The organism is Paucidesulfovibrio longus DSM 6739 (genome assembly GCF_000420485.1).
In the GTDB taxonomy this organism is placed as follows: domain Bacteria; phylum Desulfobacterota; class Desulfovibrionia; order Desulfovibrionales; family Desulfovibrionaceae; genus Paucidesulfovibrio; species Paucidesulfovibrio longus.
This window is the reverse complement of the sequence record NZ_ATVA01000018.1, coordinates 201,180-222,612: the sequence shown is the minus strand read 5'-3', so window position 1 is coordinate 222,612 and position 21,433 is coordinate 201,180. Positions and strand designations below refer to the sequence as shown.

The following is a 21,433-nucleotide window of genomic DNA, read 5'->3' as shown; positions in this document are numbered from 1 at the left end:
AGCTTTCTAGGCTTTCGCCTTTCTGGAGTCAAGCGCTTTTTGCAACTTTTTTTCAGAGCGTTTGCTCCGAGACTCCGAAAACCCTTTCGCGTGCAGCGGAGGAGCTTTCTAGGCTTTCGCCTTTTCGGAGTCAAGCGCTTTCTGCACTTTTTTTTCGAAGCATCCGCTCCGAAGACTCCCAAACTCCCCCACTTTTGCGGCGGACGAGCTGTTTAGGCTTCCGTCCGTCCGGAGTCAAGCGCTTTCTGCATCTTTTTTCTCGGAGCTTTCGCTCCAAGGACTCCGTTTCGCTCCGCATCAGCGGCGAGGGGTGTGTCTATGCAATCCGCTCCCGCCGGTCAAGCGGTTTTTGCCGAAGTCTCAAACTTTGACCTTAGAATTTTGAAATAATTGGAACTAATTTTAGCCCGCGCTCAGATCATTTCAGCCTTGGACAGCACCGTGATCAGCCTGCGGAGCAGGTCCGGCGCATAGGCGCCCCGATCCTCCTTGATCCTGCTCAACGCCTGGAAGGCCGTGAGGGACTCGCTTTCCGGTCCGCCGCGCACAAGGTTGTCGTAGGCGTTGCAAAGACCGATGACCCGCGGGTAGAACGGCAGATCCGTTCCCCGGCCACCGGACGGAAAGCCCTTTCCGTCCTCCCGCTCATGATGGAAGAGGATGCACTGGAGGGTCTCCTGTTCCAGCGGCAGACGCGAGCAGATGCTCACGCCCACCGAGGGGTGCGAGCGCCAAAGGCTCAGGGCTTCGGGGTCCAGGGTCTCGGGATCGGCATGGCGAAGCCGTTCGGAAAGGCGCGACTTCCCGATGTCGTGCAGCACGGCGCCCGCGCAGCAGGCCGTCAGCAGCGACGGCGGCAGTCCTTCATAGGTATCCAGAACCGTTGCGGCAAGGACCATGACGCCCAGCCCGTGCTTGTGCGATTCGAACCCGTTGCGCAGAAACCGGGCCATTTCCCGAAGCACGGCAGGGTCGGAGAAGAACTTCAGGGTATTGCGGAGCAGGGAGCGCACCCGGCTGAACCGGGTCAGCAACTGTTCATCCGGGGTATTCAGGTCGAACATCTCCCGGATCATGGTTTCGGACGCGCCGCACCAGGCTTCGGCGCGCTCCTGGACGGGGATGTAGTCGTCCCCCACGAGCGTGGACAAATGGGCGCGCACGTATTCCTCGTACCCGGCCTTGTCTCCGCCCTCCACCCAGATCTTCTTGACGCCCATGTCCATGAGCCGGGAACGGTGCGCGGCGGTGAATTCGTCGCCGCGCGCGGCATAGAGGACCATGCGGCCCTGCTGCTTGAGGTAGATGGAGAACCCCCCAAAGGTGCTGGGGACGATCAGGTGCGGAGACACCTCGAAATAACTCTGCTTTTGACAGGGTTGGGCGGCGTTTGCAGAATTGGCCATGCTGTTCTCTTTCTTGCTGCGGGCGGACGGAGAACGCGCATATATTATGATGCACTATTCGGCGGCTCGGCTGTCTCGGTGAGACCCGTGGCTTTCCGTCCCCACCTCGCGGCGGGTTTGGCTTTATCGATACATCAGTCTAGTCCATGCGGGCAACCCGCGTCAACGCGCTCCGGGTCTATGGGTGCCCGCCCCATGAATAGACCAGGGGGATGACCCAGGCCACCCAGACGGACATCAACACCGCCCCCGCGAGATTGAGGACCAGACCCAGGCCGAGCATGCGCCGCAGGCTTACTCCCCGCATCTCCCCGAAGGCCAGGGCGTTGCACGGCGTGGCCACCGGAGTCATGAACGCGCAGGTGGAAGCCAGGGAGACCGCGAGCATCAGGGCCAGCGGCGAGATGCCGTGCGCCTGGGCCACGGCGTAGGCCACGGGAAAGAACGCGGCGGAAACCACGGTGTTGCTGAGCAGCTCCGTGAGCAGGATCACGGCCAGCACCATGCAGAAAATGACCGCGAAGCGGGGTGCGGCTTGGCTGTCCAGCCCCTTCAGCCAGGCCACGGAAGCCGTATCCAGGTGGAACGCCTTGACCGCCAGGGCCAGCAGGCCGAGCAGGCCGAGAAAGAGCAGGCCGCGCCGGGGCAAGCCGCTGAAGACCTCGCGCAGGCGCAGCAGGGGCGCGCTGGTGCCCTGGCACGGGGTTCCCGCCCGGAAAAAGGCGAGAAACACGAACCAGCAAAAAAATCCGGCGGCCACGGCCGGTTCCAACCGATGCCAGGAGGGCCAGACTTCCGAGGCCACGGAACTGGCCGTCCAGAAGCAGAGAAACAGCACGAAAAGTGCGCCGCCCGAACGCTGCCAGGGGGTCAGCTCCCTTGGTTCGGGAATGTCGCCCGGCGTAAGCCGCACCCCGCGCGGAAGCGCGAAGAGCGCCAGAAGCGTCCAGCCCGCCAACAAAAAAAGCGCCACCAGCGGCAGGGACCAAAAGAACCAGTTGGCGAAGCCGATCTGCTCCCTGCCGGGCACGTTGAAGAAATCCACGGCGCCGATGAAGAGCAGGTTCGCCGGGGAGCCAACCAGCGAGCCCATGCCGCCGATGTTCGCGCCGTAGATGGCGGCCAGGGCCAGGGGGGTGGCCATGTGCGCGCCGGTCTTTTCGCGCAGCTCGCGCTCCAGCTCGGTCAGCGCGGGCAAAAGCGTGAGCATGGTCACGGCGTTGGGGATGAAGAAGGACAGCAGCGCCGCCGCGAGCATGAGCAGCAGCAACAGACCGGGCAGGCCGCCCCGGCCCCTGGGGCCGCCGGCCAGCCAAAGCACCCGGCGAACGAACGCAGTGGTCAGCCCGGTCACGGCCAGAAGCCGGTACGCGAGATAGGCGTTGGCGAAGAGCAGGATCAGGGGCAGTCGGCCCCAGAGGTAGGCGGCCATGTCGGCGAATCGTTCCACGGGGCACTCTCCTGGCCGGGAAGAATTTCATGCCCCGGTGCGCGTGTCAACGCGCCCTCGTTCAATGCAGGGAGCTATGATTCGGAAGGAACCCCGCGCAGCCCGTCCAGCAACCGGCGCAACTCGTCCATGTTCACGGGCTTGGACAGATAGTGGTCCATGCCCTGGGCGAGGAAGCTCTCGCGGTCGCCGTGCATGGCGTGCGCCGTGAGCGCGACCACGGGAGGCAGGCTTGCGTTTTCGGGCAGCGCCTCCCTGGCGAGGCGCACGGCTTCCAGCCCGCTCATGTCCGGCATCTGGATATCCAGCAGGGCGCAATGGTATCCGCCGCGCAGCAATTCCTCGACGGCGCTTCGGCCGCAATCCACCGCGATGCATTCGTGCCCCAGCCGTTCCAGCATCCCCTGCACCGCGATGCGCCCGACGCGGTCGTCCTCGGCCAGAAGCAGACGCATGCGTTCGGGCGGGACAGGAGCGGCAGCCACGCCCGGGCGGGAGGGAAAAGCCCGCGCTTCAGGCCGAACCGCCGCGCCGGCAACGCCGAAGGGCAGCGAAAAGAAAATCTCCGTGCCGCCCCCCTCCTCGCTGTCCATGACCAGGCCGCCGCCCATGAGCTTCACGAGCCGCCGGACGATGGACAGGCCGAGTCCCGCGCCGCTGTAACGCCGCGTATAGGAGCCGTCCACCTGCGTGAACGTCTCGAAAACGTCGCCGATGCGGTTTTCCGGAATGCCGATGCCCGTGTCCCGGACGCTGAAAAGCAGCCGGACCTTGCCGTCCGGGCGGGCGTGGGGAAGCGGGCAGGCCGTCACGCAGACCTCTCCTGTTTCCGTGAATTTCAAGGCGTTGCCCACGAGATTGAAAAGCACCTGGCGCAGACGGCCCTCGTCGCCATGGAGCGCGAGCGGCGTGGCCGGGTCCAGCTCGCAGGTCAGGCTCAGCCCGCGCGAGGCGGCCTGATGCTCAAAAACAGCCAGCACCGAGTCGATGGTCTTGTCCAGCATGAATTCGCGCGGGTGCAACCGGACCACGCCCGCCTCGATCTGCGAAAGGTCGAGGATGTCGTTGATCAGGGCCACGAGTCCGCGCCCGCAGTCCAGGGCCGTGCCGATCATCTCGGCGCTATCCGGGTCCAGCTCGCCGCCTTGCAGGAGCTGGAGCATGCCGAGCATGCCGTTCAGGGGCGTGCGGATCTCATGGCTGACGTTGGCCAGGAATTCGCTCTTGGCCTTGTTCGCGGCTTCGGCGGCCTCCTTGGCCGCCACAAGCTGGCGCTCCATCTGCTTGCGCTCGGCAATGTTGCGTGCGAGGCCCACCAGGCCGAGATTCCGACCCTGGGCATCGCGCAGCCCCTTGGAGATGACCTCGACCCAGACCGTGGAGCCGTCCTTGCGGCACATCTCCAGCTCAATGCGGTTGACCAGGTTATGGTCTCCGGCGGCCTCGGCCAGCCGCCGCCGCTCGCGGGCCTCGGCGACCCTGCCCTGGGACTCCGGCGTCAGGGTTTGATCCAGGCTCTGGGCCAGCACCTCGTCCGGCTCCATGCCCAGCAGCGCGCGCACGCTGGGGCTGACGTAATTGAAGCGAAACTCCGCGTCCGTGCGGAAGATGACGTCTTCCACGTTCTCGGCCAGCAGGCGGTACTTGTGCTCGCTTTCGGCCAGCTCGCGCTCGGCCCGCTTTTGCTCGGTGAGGTCGCGCACGGCCGTGACCCGCGCGGGCCGCCCCTTGTAGCGAAACATCCGTCCCTGGAACTGGGCGGGAAAATGCGTGCCGTCCTTGCGCACGCCCACGGCCTCGTAAGGCTCCTCGTACCCGGAGAGCATGTTCCGAAGCACGATGTGCCGGGTGTCCTCGGAAATCACCTCCGTTCCGAAAATCCCGATGATCTCCTCGTAGGAATACCCGAACATCTCGCTCGCGGCCTCGTTGGTCTCCACGCAGATGCCGTTTTCCGAGATGAAGATGGCCTCGAAGGTTGCCGACGCCAAAGCGTGGTGCTTTTCCTCGCTTTCGCGCAGACGGCTTTCGCTCTCCTCGAGAGCCCGCAGCGAATCGACGTAGGCGGTGATGTCGTGAATGACCCCCAGAACCAGGGGAGCGCCGCTGATGGGATCGCGCCAGAAGGACTTGACCGTGCGCATGCGGTGGGTCACGCCCTTGATGGTCAAGTCCTCCTCCGTGGCGAGGCTTTTCCCGGTGCTCAGGACGTAATTGTCGGCCTCATGAAAAACCGCTGCTTCGTGTTCGGGAAACAGGTCCACATCGGAGTGGTCGAAAAGCTCGGCGGGGCGCATGCCGAGCAGGTCGGCGAAGGCCTGGTTGAAATACACCCAGCGGTGCTGCGCGTCCTTGATGAAGATGGGGTCGGCGAGACTGTCCAGCAGACCGTCGAAGGCAATGGTCCGGGACTGCGCGCCCCTTTCCAGTTCGGCGATGCGCATCCTGGCCGCCCGCAGTTCGCCAAGCAGCTCCTCGCGGGACTTGTCTCTCTCTCCCGACATGTTCCCCTCCCGGCCGTCCCTCGCGGCCCGCCGCCTTTCCCGGATTCACGCATGAAAACAAGGCGACCCGGCAAGATACCACAGCGCGAGCGAAAAACAAAGTTCCACCCTTGCCCCTCAAGGATTTTAGCGCTTGCCGGCTGCCCTTTCCGCAGGGGGCGGACCTCTCCGCCGCCAGCGCGGACCGGTCCGATTTTCCACAGGATTCCAGTCCGGGCGCGCGCTTTCCGGGAAGCTGTTTTCATCGCCCCGCTCTTGGGCTATGACAATCGAATCATGTCCGAGTTCATCCATCTGCACGTCCATACCGAATACAGCCTCCTCGACGGCGCCATCCGCCTCAAGGATCTCTTCCAGCGCGCCAAGGATCTGGGCATGCCCGCCGTGGCCATCACGGACCACGGCAACATGTTCGGAGCCGTGACCTTCTACTCCGAAGCCAAGGCCATGGGCCTCAAGCCCATCATCGGCTGCGAGGTCTACGTCGCCCCGGGCAGCCACACGGTCAAAAACCAGGAAAACAGCGGCTCCTACCATCTCCTGCTGCTGGCCAAGAACCTGCGCGGCTACAAGAACCTCATCAAGCTCGTGTCCACGGCCTGGATGGAGGGCTTCTACTACAAGCCGCGCGTGGACAAAGACCTGCTGCGCGCCCATTCCGAAGGGCTCATCGCCACCTCGGCCTGCCTGGGCGGCGAGGTCTGCCAGGCCCTGCTCAAGCAGGGGCAGGAAGCGGGCGAGGCCGTGGCCCGCGAATATGCGGAAATCTTTCCCGGCGATTTCTATCTGGAGCTTCAGGACAACGGCATCAAGGAGCAGAACAAGGCCAACCGGATGCTCATCAAGGCGGCCAAGAGCACGGGACTGCCCCTGGTGGCCACCAACGACTGCCACTACCTGACCCGCGAGGACGCCGAAGCCCACGACACCCTGCTCTGCATCCAGACCCAGGCCACCATCCATGACGAAAAACGCATGCGCATGGAAACGGACCAGCTCTACTTCAAGACGCCGGAAGAGATGGAGGCCAGCTTCAAGGAAGTGCCGGAGGCCATCGCCAACACCCAGCGCATCGCCGAGAAGTGCAACCTGGAAATCGAGCTGGGCAACTACTCCTTCCCGACCTACGAGCTGCCCGAAGGCGTCTCCATCGACGAGGAATTCGAGCGCATGGCCCGCGAGGGCCTCAAGCGGCGCATCCGCAACGCGGCCTACGACATCGACGAGCCGCGCTATTGGGAACGGCTGGAATACGAACTCGGCGTCATCAAGGAGATGGGCTTCCCGGCCTATTTCCTCATCGTCCAGGACTTCATCAACTGGGCCAAGGACAACCGGATTCCCGTGGGGCCGGGCCGAGGCTCGGCCGCGGGCTCCATCGTGGCCTGGGCCTTGCGCATCACCAACCTGGACCCGATCCCCTACGATCTGCTCTTCGAACGCTTCCTGAACGTGGAACGCGTCTCCATGCCGGATATCGACGTGGACTTCTGCGAGCGCCGCCGCCTGGAGGTGGTCAAATACTGCTCGGAGAAATACGGCCACGACCACGTGGCCCAGATCACCACCTTCGGAACCATGAAGGCCAAGGCCGCCATCCGCGACGTGGCCCGCGCCATGGGCATGACCTTCGCCGAGGGCGACCGCATCGCCAAGCTCATCCCGGACGAGCTGAAGATGACCATCGGCAAGGCCCTGAAGATGGAGCCGGAGCTGCAAAAGCTCGTGGACTCCGAGCCGCAGATCGCCAAGCTCGTGGACATTTCCCGCCGCCTGGAGGGCCTCTGCCGCCACGCCAGCACCCACGCGGCCGGCGTGGTCATCTCCGAAAAGCCCATGACCGAGTACCTCCCGCTCTACAAGGGCAAGAAGGAGGAGCTCGTCACCCAGTACGACATGAAGCGGGTCGAGAAGGTCGGCCTGATCAAGTTCGACTTCCTGGGCCTGCGGACCATGACCGTGGTGGAGGACTGCCTGGACATCATCCGGGAGCAGGGCAAGGACGCGCCCGACCTGGACACCATGTCCCTGGACGACCCGGCCACCTACGACATCTTCTGCCGGGGCGACACGGACGGCATCTTCCAGGTGGAATCCTCGGGCATGCGCAAGTATCTGCGAATGCTGAAGCCTTCCTGCTTCGAGGACATCATCGCCATGCTCGCGCTCTATCGCCCCGGCCCGCTCAACTCCGGCATGGTCGACGAGTTCATCAAGCGCAAGCACGGCGAGATCGAGGTCAGCTACCCGCATCCCTCCCTGGAGGAGACGCTCAAGCCGACCTACGGCGTCATGGTCTACCAGGAGCAGGTCATGGCCACGGCCATGGTCATCGCCAAGTATTCCCTGGGCGAGGGCGACCTGCTGCGCCGGGCCATGGGCAAGAAGATCGAAGCGGAGATGGCCAAGCAGCGCAAGCGCTTCCTGGAAGGCGCGCGCGAAAACCAGATCGCGGACAAGACCGCCAACGAGATCTTCGACCTCATGGAGAAGTTCGCGGCCTACGGCTTCAACAAGTCCCACTCCGCGGCCTACGCGCTGATCTCCTACTACACCGCCTACCTCAAGGCCCACTTCCCCGTGGAGTTCATGGCCGCGCTGATCAGCACGGAACTCTCCAACGCGGACAAGGTATACGCCTACATCAACGCCTGCCGCGACCTGGACATCGAGGTGCTCCCGCCGGACATCCAGATCAGCCGCCGCCGCTTCTCCGTGCAGAACGGCAAGATCGTCTTCGGCCTGGGCGGCGTGAAGAACGTGGGCGACGAAGCCGTGAACGAGATCGTGCGCGAGCGCGAGGAGAACGGACCGTTCAAGGATTTCGCCGACTTCTGCACCCGCGTGAACCTCAAGCGCGTTTCCAAGCGGGTCATCGAATATCTCATCAAGTCCGGAGCCATGGACTGCCTGGGCTGCTCCCGCGCCGGGCTGTATTCCGCCATGGACCGGGCCGTGTCCATGGGCCAGAAAAAGGCCAAGGACAAGGCGTCGGGCATGCTCAACATGCTGGACATGCTCGGCGGCGGCGGGGACAAGGAAGACACCCCGGTCTGCTTCCAGCTGGACGAGGTCAACGCCGAGGAATGGGACGACGCGGAAAAGCAGCGCTTCGAGAAGGAGGCCCTGGGCTTCTTCCTGACCAGCCACCCCCTGCTGCCCTACCGGCCCGAACTGCTGCGCATGCGGCTCTCCACCCTGGAGGACTGCTGCGACCTGCCGGACGGCGCCTCGGTCAGGACAGCCTTGATCGTCCCCGCCCGCAAGGAGTACATCACCAAGAAGGGCGACAAGATGGCCTTCTGCACCGTGGAGGATCTCACGGGGCAGGGCGAGCTGACCATGCTGCCCAACGTCTACGCCGAGGCCAAGGCGCTGCTGGAAATGGACCAGCCGCTCTACGTCGAGGCCAAGGTGGACAAGCGGGGCGCGCCCGGCGACGAGGAAGGCCCCAAGCAGGCCAAGCTGCTGGCGGAAAAGGTCCGGCTGCTGGCCGAGGTCACGGCCCAGAGCGACGCCGCCGTGGTCATCGACGTGCAGGAGCATGCCTGCGCCGACCAGAGCCTGGACGAGCTGAAGAACATCCTCGGCGCGCACAAAGGCCCGGCCCCGGTGCTGCTGCGCATGTATCTGGAAGAATGCCTCTGCACCATGGAGCTGGGCAACGGCTGGCGCGTGCGGCCCGACGCCCGCTTCTGGAAGCGGATCGACGAATGGCGCGAGGACGTGGCCTGAGGCCAAGGGAAAACCGATGGAACAAATGCTTTTTCTTCAATATCTGCTGTTCGGGCTGGGCGCTTTGGCGATCCTGGCCCTGGCCGTGCCGCTGCTGATCTGGCGCAACACCTCGGAAACGGCCAGACTGCTGGCCGATCTGCTGGAAGAGCAGGAGCAGACCAACGCCCTGCTCACCCGCCTCCTGCGCGGCATGAACGCCCTGGAGCAGCACGAGCTGGCCGCTCCCGGCCCGGACGACGACTACGGTCCGGACGAGGAATACTGCCCAGATCCGGAAGACGCGGCCTACGAGCCCTGCGCCCCGGAGGGCGAAAGCCTGACGGACGCCGGGCCGGATGACGAATCCGAAACCAAGGACGGCCCGGAGGGAAAGGGCCGCTTCTGGCTCGAATAAATCGTCAAGACCGCTCATCACCAAGACCGTGCCGCCCCGGCGGCCCCTCAGGAGTCCACATGCCCACCCCCCTCTGGCGGCTGACCGTCAAGCTCGACTTTTCCGCGGCGCACCAGCTCCGCAACTACGGCGGCAAATGCGAACGCATGCACGGGCACAACTTCGCCGTGGAAGTGGTGGTCGAAGGATCGAAACTCGACGAGAAGGTGGAGTACCTCGTGGATTTCAAGGTGCTCAAGAACCTGACCCGCGAGATTCTCGAAGAGCTGGACCACCGCCATCTCAACGAATTGCCGTTCTTCCGGGAGCGCAACCCCTCCAGCGAGAACATCGCGCGGCACGTCTATGGGGAACTGGCCCCGAAGCTGCCGGGCAACGTCCGCCTCGCGGAGGTATCCGTGGCGGAGAAAGACGCCCAGAAAGCAACCTACATGGAGATCTGAACATGACCCGAAACAATGAATCCGGCGGCCTGCGCCTGCCCGGACTGGACATGGAAGCCGAAATCCGGGGCATGCTCGAGGTCATCGAGTCCGACCAGCCCACGGCCCTGGACCGCGAGCTGGAGCGCCTCTCGTCCGAAGAGCGGGAAGGCTACATCGACGCCCAGTGGAACGCCCTCCTGGACGAGGAGTAGAAGCGCCGTGCGCCTTCTGATCCAGCGGGTCTTGCGGGCCTCGGTGCACGTGGTCGAGGCCGGACGCGAACGGCTCGCAGGGGAGATCGGCCCCGGCCTGCTCGTGTTCGCGGGCTTCGGCGCGCAGGACGCCGAAGGCATGCCCGGCTCCCCGGCCTGGAACAAGCTGCTCGACCGCCTGCTCGGCCTGCGCGTCTTCAGCGACGAGGCCGGAAAGATGAACCGCAGCGTGGCGGACGCGGGCGGCGGCCTGCTGGTCGTGTCCCAGTTCACGCTCTACGCGGACTGCCGCAAGGGCATGCGTCCCTCGTTCGCGGGCTTTTCCGCGCCCCCGGCCCTGGCCGAAGCGCTCTACGACCGCCTCGTGGCCGAGCTGCGCGCACGCCACTCCGGCCCCGTGGCCACGGGCCGCTTCGGCGCGGAAATGAACGTGTCCCTGGTCAACCACGGCCCGGTCACGATCCTGCTGGACAGCGACGACTTCGCCCCGCCCCGCCCCTGACGCCGACAAGGCCCGGAACGCGGCCATGCCGACGCTCCGGGCCATTTTTTGCCGCCCGCCCCGCCTCCGGGGCGGAATCCCGCCTACTGAAGCAGGGTCTTTCCCTCTCCGGTCCCCTCGGCCAAGGCCCGCTCGCGCCGCTGCTGCGCCGTGCGGCCGTACGCGCCCTCGCGCAGTCCGAGGAAAAACCGCCGCGCGTTCTGCCCCAGGGAGGGGATGCGGTAGCCGCCCTCCTGCACCACCAGGGTGGGCAGGCCCAGAGAGCCGATCATCTTTCCGTTTTCCTCGAAATCCTGTGCGGTCAGGCTCCAGGTGCCCGTGGGGTCGCCCTTGGCCGGGTCCAGGCCCAGCGCCACCACCAGGAACGTGGGCCGGAAGTGGGCCACGCGGGAAAGCGCCCGGTGCAGGGCCTTGCGGTACTCCTCGCCGTTGACCAGCTCCGGCAGCGGGATGTTCATGTTCGCGCCCCGGCCCGGCCCGGCGCCGTGCTCCGAGCCGAACCCGCTGAAATAGGGATAGGCGAAGCTCGGATGCCCGTGGATGGAAACCGTGAGCACGTCCCCGCGTTCATAGAAGATGTCCTGGGTGCCGTTGCCGTGGTGGTAGTCCACGTCGAGCACGGCCACCCGGCCCAGGGTGGAGAGCCGGTTGGCGGCCACGGCCGCGTTGTTGAAATAGCAGAACCCGCCGAAGGAGCGCCGCTCCGCGTGGTGTCCCGGAGGACGCACCAGGGCGTAGGCCAGCCGGTCCCCGTCGAGAATGCGCTCGGCAGCGGTCAGGGCGCAGTCCACGGCGCGCCGGGCCGCGAGATAGGCGTTGCCGTTCAGGGGCGTGAAGGTGTCGATGCAGTAATATCCGGCCCGCACGGGCAGCTCCTTGGGAGGCCGGGCCGCGTTGCGGATGGGGAAGACGTAGGGGTAGATGGACTTGCCTTCGGGCAGGCCGGCCACGGCCCGCTTGAAATAGCTGACCATGGCGGGATCGTGCACGGCCAGCAGCTCGCGCTCCGGGTGCTTCTTCACCGGGACCACGCCGAACAGCCCGGTCTTCTCCAGCTCGGCGGCGATGCGCCGGACCCGCGCCGGGGATTCCACATACCCCCGCTCGTGCACGTGATGGATGTCGTGCTTGTCGTTCACGGTCAGGGCGATGAGCGGCGCGTTCGCATAGGCGGGCTTGGGCTCGGCCGGGGCCTTCCGCAGCGGGCGCAGCCGCACGGGGTCGTCCCGGAAGGACTCCACGACCATATCCACATAGCCCTCCGGGCAGCGCTTGCCGTACTTGCGCTCCAGGATGGCCCGGATGATCTCCTGCGCTCGCGCGCGCTCCAGGGGGCGGCCCGTGCCGAGGTCGTCGAAGACCATGCACGGCGGGCAGTCGTCGTCATCGGGCTTCAGCGGCGTCTCGTAGGCCGTGTTCACGATGGTCCGCGCGCCGAAGCGTTCGTAGAAGCGCATCCGCGCCCTGTTGGCGGCCATGTGTTCCTTGTCGTCCTTCTGTCCGGGGCAGAGCTTGGGATCGTCCGGCGCGCATTCGAAAAAGATGCCCGAACAGTGCAGGAAGCGGGCTTCCTCGCGCAGGCGGGCGTAGAGGGCCGCGCCCACCCCGCCCCCGGTCACGCCCGGAGCCGCGGAAATGTAGTCCAGATAGCTGAAGGCCAGATCGGGCACGTGCAGCATCAGGGCGAAGCCCATGACCTGCCCGCGCTTCTCGGCGACGTGGAGAATGGTCCGGAAACGGTGCTTGAGCGGATTGCGCAGCTTGGCGGGGATGTCGCGATACTCGGACTCCCGCGCGCCCGGAAACTGCTCGCGCAGTATTTCCTGCACCCGCCGGATGACCTCGCGGTCGCGGGGAAGAAGATCGTCGAAAATGCGCCGAATGCGAAACACGGGCTGCTCCTGGATTGACGGGCGGCGGGGAATCCTTCGCCCTGACGAGCCACAGCTTAGCACAGCCGCGCCGCCAGTAAAGCGTCTTCCCGCGCATTTCGCGCGCCTGGACTTTGCGATCCGCTGCGGCTAGTGTTCCGGCGGCGGCACCTCCGCCCAGGAGCGAACATGACCCAACCGCAAGATCCCCAGCGCAGCTGGCCGCGCTTTCAGACCAGAAAGCCGCGCATATTGCTGCTCACCAGCCAGTTTTTCCTGCTCGGAGAGATCCGGGCCGCGTGCGAGCGCCTCGGCGTGGAACACGTGCTCCTCGACCTCCAGGCCAAGGAGATGGGCCTCGACGACTTCGTGCGCACCATCCTCGGCGCGCTGACCACGTTCCGGCCCGACTTCGTGCTCACGGTCAACCACCTCGGCGTGGACCGCGAGGGCGTGCTGCTCCAGATTCTCGAAGCCCTGGACCTGCCTCTGGCCTCCTGGTTCGTGGACAACCCGCACCTGATCCTGCCCGCCTACCCGCGCACCCACGCGGACAAGACCCTGCTCTTCACCTGGGACGCGGACAACATCGAGCCGCTGCGGGACATGGGCTACCCCAACGCCGAATGGCTGCCCCTGGGCACGGACGTGCACCGCTTCGCCCCCGGCGCGAGCGGCAGGCCCGACTGGGACGCGGACGTCTCCTTCGTGGGCAACTCCATGGTCGCCAAGGTGCTCGGCCGCTACAAGGCCGCCGCGCCCGGCGACGAACTGGCCGCCAAGATCCGGGAAATCGCGGACGCCTTCGGCCCCGCGGACGAGCCTTCGGCCGCGCGGTTCATGCTCGGCCGCTTCCCGGAACTGCGAGACGCCTTTTTGGAGCTGGAAAGCCCGGCCAGGATGCTGGCCTTCGAAACCCTGCTGACCTGGCAGTCCACCCTGGACTATCGGCTGGACTGCGTGAAGCGGCTCCTGCCCTTCCGCCCCATGATCGTGGGCGACAAGGGCTGGAAGGATCTGCTCGCGGAAGAGGAAAACTGGCGGCTGCACCCCGAAGTCTCGTATTACGACGAGCTGCCCGGCCTCTACCCGCGCTCCAAGGTCAACTTCAACTGCACCAGCCTCCAGATGAAGGGCGCGGTGAACCAGCGCGTCTTCGACGTGCCCGCCTGCGGCGCGTTCTTGATCACGGACCGCCGCCGCCAGATGGACCGTCTCTTCGAGCCGGGCAGCGAGGTCGTGACCTATGCCGACCCGGAACAGATTCCGGAGCTGGTGGAGCGCTACCTCGCGGACCCGGCCGCCCGCAAGGCCGTGGCCGAGGCCGCGCAAAAGCGCGTGCTCGCCGAACACACCTACGACCACCGCCTCGAAGCGCTGATGCGCACCATGCGCCTGACCTTCGAGCCCGCCGCGCAAAGCTGACCCGCACGCGGGCAAGGGGCCGCGCAACCGGACAAACCAAGCGCGCCGCCCCTTGCCTCCGGGCGAACCAGCGCGTAACAGAGCGCACATGCCCCAGGATCCGATCCTCATCCTCCAGATGCAGCGCATGGGGGACTTGATTCTCTCCTTTCCGCTGATGCTCTGGCTCCAGCGGCTGCATCCGGGCCGTCCGGTCTGGGTCGCGGCGGAGCGGCTCTTCTACGAGCCCCTGCTCCCGCTCAGCCCCAGCGTGACCTACTTCCCCTGGGAAGGCGCGGACGTGCTCAAGAAGCACCGTTACAGGCTGGTGGTCAACCTCTCCTTCCGCGAGCGCGCCGCCCGGCTCGCCGGAGAACTGGACGCGGACCAGAAGCTCGGCCCGGTCCAGGAGAACGGAGCACGCCGGGTCCACGGCGACTGGCAGCTCTACCGTTCCGCCCTGGTGCGCAACAACCGCCACAACCGCCTGCACTGGGCCGACCTGAACGCCCTGGACTGCGTGCCCCTGGCGCGCATCCGGGCCACCCGCTTCGACCCGCCCCGGCCCCCGGCCGCGGAAAAGCCCCAGATCGGCCTGTTCCTCGGCGCGAGCGACGCGGCAAAGCGCCCCGCGCCCGCGTTCTGGGCCGGGCTGCTGCACGAGCTGGTGCGGCGCGATCTGCGGCCCGTGCTGTTCGGCGGGCCGGGAGAAAAGGAACTCGGCGCGGAAACCCGCCGCCTCTTCGGTCGGCCCGTGGCGGACTTCTGCGGCCGGATGAAGCTCGACGAGCTGGCCCGCGGGCTGAACGCCAGCTCCCTGCTGATCACCCCGGACACCGGCCCCATGCACCTCGCGGCCTGGACGGGCTGCCGGACCCTGAACCTCTCCATGGGCAACGTCAGCCCCTTCGAGACCGGGCCGTACCAGCCCGGACATCTGGTGCTGCGCGCGGGCCTGCCCTGCTCCGAGGGCTGCTGGGAATGCTCCCGCGAGGGCCTAGACTGCCACGACGCCTTCACCCCCGAAGCCGTGGCCTTCATCGCGGGCAAGGCCGTGCGCGGGAAGACTCCCGTGGCCGCGCCCCAGGGGCTGGACCTCTACGCCACGGACCGCGACGACCGGGGGCTTTTCGCCCTGCGCCGCCTCGGCTCCGGTCCGAACCGCGACGATCTGCTCGGCGCGTTCTGGAAGCACTTCTTCGGCTGGCGGCTCGGCCTCTGGAGCGATGCTCCCGCCCGGGAAGCGCTGGCCGCCCTGGCCGCAGCCTTTCCCGAAGAATGCGCCGGGCTGGCAGCGGCCCTGCCCAAGGCCGTGAACGTCTTTCGCGCCGGACTGGCCGGGCGCGGCGCGGGCTCGCTCTGGGAAAGCGGCCCCACTGCCCTCGCGCCCCTTTCCGGGCTGGCCGACCTCGCCCTGCAGAACGCGGACTACGCCCCGGACGCCTGGGCCGGACAGGTGGCCCGGCTGGAAGCCCTGGGCTCGCTGCTCGCGGACTGCTGAACTTCCGGCACGCTTCCTAAGCGCGCCTCTCCCCTCCCGGCTCTCCGATCCCGCCCCCCTGGTCCCCAGGGGAAGTTTTTGTCCCGACCCGGAAAAAAGCTCCTGCCCGCCCGAAAGATCAAGAAACCTAAACCTCCATAATAAAACATAATCCAGTTTGGCACGGCTCTTGATTGTCCCAGCGGCAAAGGAGTCAGCCATGCAAGATGTTCCTCTGATCCAGCAAGCCGCGAGCAGCACCTACGCCACCAACAGGACCGCCCTGTTTGGCGGGGCTTCCACCAGCTCCGATTTCGGATCGGACATATTTCAGACCTTCATGGACCACCAGTCCGCCCTGACCGGAAGCGGCGGCAGCTTTGCCGGCTCCCCGAACCTGGACACGGTCTTCCGCGACGCCCCCAAGGCCGAGGCCCCCCGCCGCACCGAGACCAAGCCCGAGCGCACCGAGACCAAGGAACCCGAACTGAACGACATGAAGGACGTGCCGGTCAGCTCCGAGAGTTTCCAGGCCATGAAGCCTCAGCTCGAAAAGTACGGCCTCTCCAAGGAAGAGATCAAAGAGATCGAAGACCGGGTCGAGAGCAAGGAAGGCCTGACCTGGGGCCAGTTCGTGAGCACTCTTTCCGAAAAGATGAGCGATCTGCGCCGGAGCGTGGAGCTCGACGCGGGCCAGCGCCAGAAGATGATGACCATGCTCCAGAAGCTCGGATTCAGCGCGACCGAATCCAAGGGCATGGTCGCGGAACTTTCCCACGGCAACGTGGACAACGTGCTCCAGGCCATCGGCCGCCAGCTGGAAAGCCTGCCCAAGGACAAGCTCGCCAGCCTGGACAAGGACGAGCTGAAGGCGTTCATGGCCGAGCTGCAGAAGCTCAAGGGCAACCAGGACGGCAAGGAACTGAGCCTCGTGCGCGAAGTGGGCAAGGCCATGCAGGAAGCGCTGGACCAGGCGCGCCAGAAGGCCATGCAGCTCGCCCAGGACAAGAGCGCGGACGGCAAGGCCGACACCCTGGCGGACGCCGCCCGCAACGCCGCCCGGCAGGACGCCTCCAAGGCCGCGGGCCTGAACCAGAACATGACCTCGGACGAGGCCGCCCGCAAGGCCGCCCGAAGCGAGTCCGAACTGAACCGGAACCTCGACCTGGAAGCCCGCCTCAAGACCGGCGCGGAAAAGCTCGCGGACAGCGTCAGCCAGGGTTCGCGGTTCAACGAGGGCAAGGGCGCGGACCAGTTCACCAAGCAGAACGGCAACGGCGAGTCCGGCGCGTGGAACGATTTCATGACCAAGCTGCGCGTGGACCGCTCCGAACTCGGCGGCTCCCTGCGCACGGACAACCAGAGCATCCAGAACGCCATGAGCGACGCCCTGGGCCAGGCGCGCGGCGAAAGCTCCCAGACCGCAAAGGGGCAGAGCGCCACCGCGCCCAAGATGCTCAACCAGGTCCAGGACGCCGTGCTCAAGGGGCTGTCCAACGGCGCCAAGCGCCTGACCATCCAGCTCAATCCGCAGGAACTGGGCACGCTCTCCGTGGCCCTCACGGTCAAGAACAAGGATGTTCAGGCCACGATCCGCACGGACAACGCCGAGACCGCCAAGCTCCTCAGCGGACACCTGGACGCGCTCCGGCAGAGCCTGGAGGCCCAGGGCCTCAAGGTCACCAAGATGGAAGTGCAGACCCAGCTTCCCGGCCAGGACGGCCAGCAGTGGCTGGGCGAGCAGGGCCACAATCAGGCCCAGGACGAACAGGTCCGCCAGCAGGTCCGCCAGCGCATGAACGCCCTGCGCGGGAACTCGCAGGGCATCGGGCTGGATCTGGCCTCGGACGTTCGGCAGGCAATTCTTTCCGGCAACGGGCTGCACATCGTCGCCTAGGCGCGAAAGACAGTCAGGGAGCGAGTCATGGGATACTACGGAGTCAGCAACATCGTGGGCGGGTACGAACAGTACAAGGCCGAGGCCGAGGCCCCTACGCACAAGTCGCAGATGGACAAGGACGACTTCCTCATGCTGCTCGTGGCCCAGCTCAACCACCAGGATCCCCTCGACCCCATGAAGGACACGGACATGACCGGCCAGCTGGCCGAGTATTCCAGCCTGGAACAGCTGACCAACATGAACACCACCCTGGACACCATGCTGGAGCAGTCCCGGTCCGACCAGATGACCACCGCGGTCAGCTTCATCGGCAAGTCCGTCACGGCCAACGGCTACAACGTGACCAAGTCCGACACGCAGGTCAGCACCATTTCCTACAACCTCGGCGAGGCCGTATCCTCGCTCAAGGTCAACATCTACGATTCCGAAGGCGACATCGTGCGCAGCGACCTGCTCGGCAGCCAGGAACCCGGCGTCTTCGAATACGCCTGGGACGGCCGCGACGACAACGGCAACCTCGTGGCCAACGGCACCTACTCCGTGGGCATGCTCGGGGAGGACGTGGACGGCCAGCAGGTCATGGTCCAGACCCAGGTTTCGGGCATCGTCACCGGCGTCGTTTCCGAAGACAGCGGCTACTACCTCCGCCTCGCGGACGGCCGCTACGTGAATTTCAACTTCGTCACCGAGGTCGTCTCCGAAACGCAGATCGACTCCGGCAGCGACACCGGCACCGGCAGCGAGACCGGGACCGGCAGCGATACCACCGGCACGGACACCGGAGACACCTCCGGAGATACGAATACCACGGACGCCGCAGCCTAATGGGAAGCACGGCCCGGCGTCTTCACTGATGAGGAAGTCAAGGAGTCAAGGAGGTCTATCATGAGTCTGCAATCATCGCTCTACTCCGGCATCACCGGCCTTTCGGCCCACGGTGAACGCATGAGCGTCATCGGCAACAACCTGGCCAACGTGAGCACCACGGGGTACAAGGGCGCTCGCATGCACTTCGAGGATCTGATGAGCCAGGATTTCTCGACCGCCAACGGCATCGGACAGGTGGGCCGGGGCGTGCGCGTGGCCGCCATCTTCACGGACTACGGCCAGGGCGCGTTCGAGACGACCAACGAGTCCACGGACATGGCCATCGGCGGCGAAGGCTTCTTCATGGTCTCGCCCAAGGACCAGGAATCGCAGTACTACACCCGCGCCGGCACCTTCCGTTTCGACAAGAACGGATATCTCGTGGACCCGCACGGCTACGTTCTCCAGGGATGGCAGATCGAAAAGTCGCAGCCTTCCGTGGCCACCACGGGCAGCCTCTCGGACCTGAACGACACCAAGGTCAAGGGCGCCATCACCGACATCCGGCTTGAAAATTTCCAGTCGCCCCCGGAAGCGACCAACCAGGTCAGCATCATCACCAACCTGGACCCGTCCGACGCCAGCCGCTCGAACTCCACCACCAACCCGTACTTCGCGCTCTTCTCGGCCTGGGACGGGCAGGACGTGGACAACGACGGCCGCTACCTCGCGGACACCGCCTACTCGTACTCCACGAGCATGAAGGTCTACGACGACATCGGCACCGCGCACACCATGACCACCTACTTCGACCAGGTCACCCTCTCCAACTCGGGCGGCTACTCGGTGTGGGAATACATGGTCACGGTGCCGCCGTCCGAGGACGGACGCTATTTCGACACCACCTCCGGCTTGCAGCGCATGTCCGAGACGTCCAACGGCGGCGTGCTCATGGTCGGCACGCTGACCTTCCGCGCGGGCCAGCTCGTTGGCCAGTCGGCCTACACCTACGAAGGGGCCGCGGACGGCAACGTGGGGGCGCTTTCCAACTGGGGCCTGGCCCGCTTCTCGACGCGCGGCTACCCGCTCTGCACGGCCAACTTCCTGGGCGCGTCCAACGCCTCGCAGTCGAACTCGGCGGACGCACAGCCCATCGAAATCAACTTCGGTCTGCGCAACACCGCCAGCATCACCTCCTCCAACACGGGCGCTGGCTGGTCCGTGGCGGGCGGCGGAGCCCTGCCGAGCAACGCGGGCATGGTCGGCACGAACATCACCGACGTGCAGGCCACCCTGGCCAACGCGGAAATTCCGTCCATCAGCGCCCTGGCCACCCAGAGCTTCGACACGGGCGGCTCCAGCACCCTGTACCAGTCCCAGGACGGCTATCCCGCAGGCATCCTGCAGAACGTCTCGGTCAGCCGCGACGGCGTGCTCACAGGCCGCTACTCCAACGGACAGGTCATCGAGCTGTACAAGATCGCGCTGGGCACCTTCACCAACCAGTGGGGTCTGCGGCGCGAGGGAGGCAACCTCTTCAGCGAGACCCAGGATTCGGGCCAGGCCCTGACGGGCTTCGCCGGGGCGAACGGCAAGGGCACCATCGACGGCAACTCCCTGGAGATGTCCAACGTGGACATGGCCACCGAGTTCGTGCGCATGATCACGGCCCAGCGCGGATTCCAGGCCAACACCAAGGTCATCACCACGGCCGACTCCATGCTCGGCGAAGTCATCGCCATGAAGCGGTAGGCCGTGAACAAGGCCGACGCGACGAAATGAAGTGACGAAATGAAGTGACGAAGCCGCCCAGGCGGTTCGACGATAGACTCCTGACTCATCATCCCCGGTCGCCGGTTCTTCCTCCCGGCGACGGCACACAGGCGGCGCGCCCCCTCCCAGGGCGCGCCGCACCTGTTTGGCCTGCGGCTCGCCTGCCGTGCTCTTCCAGCTCTTCCCGCTGTTTCTGCTGTTTCCGTTGCTCCCGACTCTCCCTCCGCTTCCGTTCTTCCGGCTGTCCCGGCGCTTCCTGTTCCCGGTGTTCCTGTCGTCCCTTCCATCTTCGCCGCCCACGCCGCCCACGCCGCCCACGCCGCCCACGCCGCCCACGCCGCCCACGCCGCCCACGCCGTCATTCCCGCTCCCGGCAGGCGCTGTCCCTCCTCCGATCAGGCCCGGAACCTTTTTCCCCGCCCCTGCCAAGGGGCCGACGCCTGCGGAAGAAAATGCTTGTCCCAGGCGGTTTACCCGATCTCTCTAGACTATATTTAGAACATTAACCAATCGTAATGAAAGGTTAATTTATCTTTGGCACACGCAATGCTTAATGCACTGCGAAAGGGATAACCGCCAAGCGGAAAAGAAGGAACTTTTCGTTTGAACAAGGAGGTTTTGTCATGTCTCTCGTGATCAACCACAACCTGATGGCCATGAACGCCGCGAGGAACCTGGGCGAGCATTATGGCGAGCTCGCGGTTTCCACCCGCCGCCTCTCGTCCGGCCTTCGGGTAGGCAACGCCGCGGACGACGCCGCCGGCCTCGCCATCCGCGAACTCATGCGCTCGGACATCGCGTCCCTGCACCAGGGCGTGCGCAACGCCAACGACGCCATTTCCATGATCCAGACCGCGGACGGCGCGCTCCAGGTCATCGACGAAAAGCTGATCCGCATGAAGGAACTCGCGGTCCAGGCGTCCACGGGTACCTACAACTCGGACCAGCGCATGCTTATCGAGTCGGAGTACCAGGCCATGGCTTCGGAAATCACCCGAATCGCCAACGCCACGGACTTCAACGGCATCCATATGCTCAACGGCTCCCTGGCGGGGCTTGATCCGACCACCCAGCAGTCCATCGCCCACAACGGCAACGGCCTGACTCCCACCGGTCCGATCAAGATCCACTTCGGCACCGGCAACGACTCGGCCGAAGACTACTACTACATTTCAGTCAACAACTCGACGGCTTCGGCCCTCGGCTTGGCCAACTCCCACATCTCGACCCAGCGCCAGGCCCAGCTCGCACTGGCCGCCCTGCAGAACGCGATCATCTCCAAGGACAAGATCCGCGCGAACCTCGGCGCCATGCAGAACCGCCTGGAAAACACCATCACCAACCTGACCATCCAGGCGGAAAACATGTCCTCGGCCGAATCCCGCATCTCGGACGTGGACGTGGCCACCGAGATGACCGAGTTCGTGCGCCAGCAGATCCTGTCGCAGTCCGCCGTGGCCATGCTCGCCCAGGCGAACTCCCTGCCCAGGATGGCCATGCAGCTCATCAGCGGCTAATAGAACAACAGCGCGGACGGACGGTTCGGCCCTTCAGGACGAAAGGCCGT

General features: G+C 65.6%; 15 protein-coding genes and 1 riboswitch. Of the genes, 11 read left to right on the top strand and 4 right to left on the bottom strand.

Annotation, left to right across the window (positions count from 1 at the left end; genetic code table 11):
* Positions 1-413: 413 nt before the first annotated feature.
* The 3 genes from G452_RS20135 to G452_RS20125 all read right to left on the bottom strand — a co-directional run bounded on the left by G452_RS20135 (position 414) and on the right by G452_RS20125 (position 5,360).
* A complete protein-coding gene (locus tag G452_RS20135) occupies positions 414-1,406 on the bottom strand; it encodes an HD-GYP domain-containing protein (protein ID WP_022663392.1) in 993 nt (330 codons plus the stop codon).
* A gap of 57 nt (positions 1,407-1,463) precedes the next feature.
* Positions 1,464-1,538, bottom strand: a riboswitch (cyclic di-GMP riboswitch).
* A gap of 46 nt (positions 1,539-1,584) precedes the next feature.
* Positions 1,585-2,856 carry an SLC13 family permease gene (locus G452_RS20130; protein ID WP_022663391.1) on the bottom strand — a complete coding sequence of 424 codons (1,272 nt, stop codon included), beginning with the start codon at positions 2,854-2,856 and terminating at the stop codon, positions 1,585-1,587.
* 74 nt (positions 2,857-2,930) lie between these two features.
* Positions 2,931-5,360, bottom strand: a complete 2,430-nt coding sequence (locus tag G452_RS20125; protein WP_022663390.1) for a PAS domain-containing hybrid sensor histidine kinase/response regulator — start codon at positions 5,358-5,360, stop codon at positions 2,931-2,933.
* A 276-nt stretch (positions 5,361-5,636) separates the two neighbouring features.
* On the opposite strand from G452_RS20125, the gene dnaE reads away from it, so the two are divergent.
* From dnaE to dtd, 5 genes are read left to right on the top strand one after another with little or no spacing between them, the layout of a single operon-like run.
* On the top strand, positions 5,637-9,095 hold the full coding sequence (gene dnaE, locus G452_RS0116565) for a DNA polymerase III subunit alpha (RefSeq protein WP_027189351.1): 3,459 nt from the start codon (positions 5,637-5,639) through the stop codon (positions 9,093-9,095).
* Positions 9,096-9,111: 16 nt separating this feature from the next.
* A complete protein-coding gene (locus tag G452_RS0116560) occupies positions 9,112-9,492 on the top strand; it encodes a YebO family protein (protein WP_022663388.1) in 381 nt (126 codons plus the stop codon).
* Positions 9,493-9,551: 59 nt separating this feature from the next.
* Positions 9,552-9,935 carry a 6-carboxytetrahydropterin synthase QueD gene (gene queD, locus G452_RS0116555; RefSeq protein ID WP_022663387.1) on the top strand — a complete coding sequence of 128 codons (384 nt, stop codon included), beginning with the start codon at positions 9,552-9,554 and terminating at the stop codon, positions 9,933-9,935.
* Between the two features lie 2 nt (positions 9,936-9,937).
* Positions 9,938-10,129 (top strand): hypothetical protein, encoded by a 192-nt coding sequence (locus G452_RS0116550; RefSeq protein ID WP_022663386.1) that lies wholly within the window; start codon positions 9,938-9,940, stop codon positions 10,127-10,129.
* A gap of 7 nt (positions 10,130-10,136) precedes the next feature.
* A complete protein-coding gene (gene dtd / locus G452_RS0116545) occupies positions 10,137-10,631 on the top strand; it encodes a D-aminoacyl-tRNA deacylase (protein WP_022663385.1) in 495 nt (164 codons plus the stop codon).
* 83 nt (positions 10,632-10,714) lie between these two features.
* Here dtd and G452_RS20120 read toward each other — a convergent pair whose 3' ends face one another.
* Entirely contained in the window at positions 10,715-12,523 is a 1,809-nt protein-coding gene (locus G452_RS20120; RefSeq protein WP_022663384.1) for a histone deacetylase family protein, read from the bottom strand.
* A 168-nt stretch (positions 12,524-12,691) separates the two neighbouring features.
* Between G452_RS20120 and G452_RS20115 the strand changes: the two genes are divergently transcribed.
* From G452_RS20115 to G452_RS0116510, 6 genes are all read left to right on the top strand, one after another.
* Positions 12,692-13,927, top strand: a complete 1,236-nt coding sequence (locus G452_RS20115; RefSeq protein ID WP_022663383.1) for a CgeB family protein — start codon at positions 12,692-12,694, stop codon at positions 13,925-13,927.
* 88 nt (positions 13,928-14,015) lie between these two features.
* Positions 14,016-15,407, top strand: a complete 1,392-nt coding sequence (locus G452_RS0116530; protein ID WP_022663382.1) for a glycosyltransferase family 9 protein — start codon at positions 14,016-14,018, stop codon at positions 15,405-15,407.
* 199 nt (positions 15,408-15,606) lie between these two features.
* Complete coding sequence (locus G452_RS0116525) at positions 15,607-17,283, top strand: flagellar hook-length control protein FliK (RefSeq protein ID WP_022663381.1); 1,677 nt, start codon at positions 15,607-15,609, stop codon at positions 17,281-17,283.
* Between the two features lie 27 nt (positions 17,284-17,310).
* Entirely contained in the window at positions 17,311-18,111 is an 801-nt protein-coding gene (locus tag G452_RS0116520; RefSeq protein WP_022663380.1) for a flagellar hook assembly protein FlgD, read from the top strand.
* A 60-nt stretch (positions 18,112-18,171) separates the two neighbouring features.
* Entirely contained in the window at positions 18,172-19,845 is a 1,674-nt protein-coding gene (locus G452_RS0116515) for a flagellar hook protein FlgE (protein ID WP_022663379.1), read from the top strand.
* A 644-nt stretch (positions 19,846-20,489) separates the two neighbouring features.
* Complete coding sequence (locus G452_RS0116510; protein ID WP_022663378.1) at positions 20,490-21,383, top strand: flagellin N-terminal helical domain-containing protein; 894 nt, start codon at positions 20,490-20,492, stop codon at positions 21,381-21,383.
* The last annotated feature ends 50 nt before the right edge of the window (positions 21,384-21,433 follow it).

What these genes read in the sequence shown, in the direction of transcription:
- queD (WP_022663387.1), top strand. Translation starts at nt 9,552, where the DNA reads ATGCCCACCCCCCTCTGGCGGCTGACCGTCAAGCTCGACTTTTCCGCG.
- G452_RS20135 (WP_022663392.1), bottom strand. Translation starts at nt 1,406, where the DNA reads ATGGCCAATTCTGCAAACGCCGCCCAACCCTGTCAAAAGCAGAGTTAT.
- G452_RS0116525 (WP_022663381.1), top strand. Translation starts at nt 15,607, where the DNA reads ATGCAAGATGTTCCTCTGATCCAGCAAGCCGCGAGCAGCACCTACGCC.
- G452_RS0116515 (WP_022663379.1), top strand. Translation starts at nt 18,172, where the DNA reads ATGAGTCTGCAATCATCGCTCTACTCCGGCATCACCGGCCTTTCGGCC.
- G452_RS20115 (WP_022663383.1), top strand. Translation starts at nt 12,692, where the DNA reads ATGACCCAACCGCAAGATCCCCAGCGCAGCTGGCCGCGCTTTCAGACC.
- G452_RS20125 (WP_022663390.1), bottom strand. Translation starts at nt 5,360, where the DNA reads ATGTCGGGAGAGAGAGACAAGTCCCGCGAGGAGCTGCTTGGCGAACTG.
- G452_RS0116510 (WP_022663378.1), top strand. Translation starts at nt 20,490, where the DNA reads ATGTCTCTCGTGATCAACCACAACCTGATGGCCATGAACGCCGCGAGG.
- G452_RS0116560 (WP_022663388.1), top strand. Translation starts at nt 9,112, where the DNA reads ATGGAACAAATGCTTTTTCTTCAATATCTGCTGTTCGGGCTGGGCGCT.
- G452_RS0116550 (WP_022663386.1), top strand. Translation starts at nt 9,938, where the DNA reads ATGACCCGAAACAATGAATCCGGCGGCCTGCGCCTGCCCGGACTGGAC.
- G452_RS0116530 (WP_022663382.1), top strand. Translation starts at nt 14,016, where the DNA reads ATGCCCCAGGATCCGATCCTCATCCTCCAGATGCAGCGCATGGGGGAC.
- G452_RS0116520 (WP_022663380.1), top strand. Translation starts at nt 17,311, where the DNA reads ATGGGATACTACGGAGTCAGCAACATCGTGGGCGGGTACGAACAGTAC.
- dnaE (WP_027189351.1), top strand. Translation starts at nt 5,637, where the DNA reads ATGTCCGAGTTCATCCATCTGCACGTCCATACCGAATACAGCCTCCTC.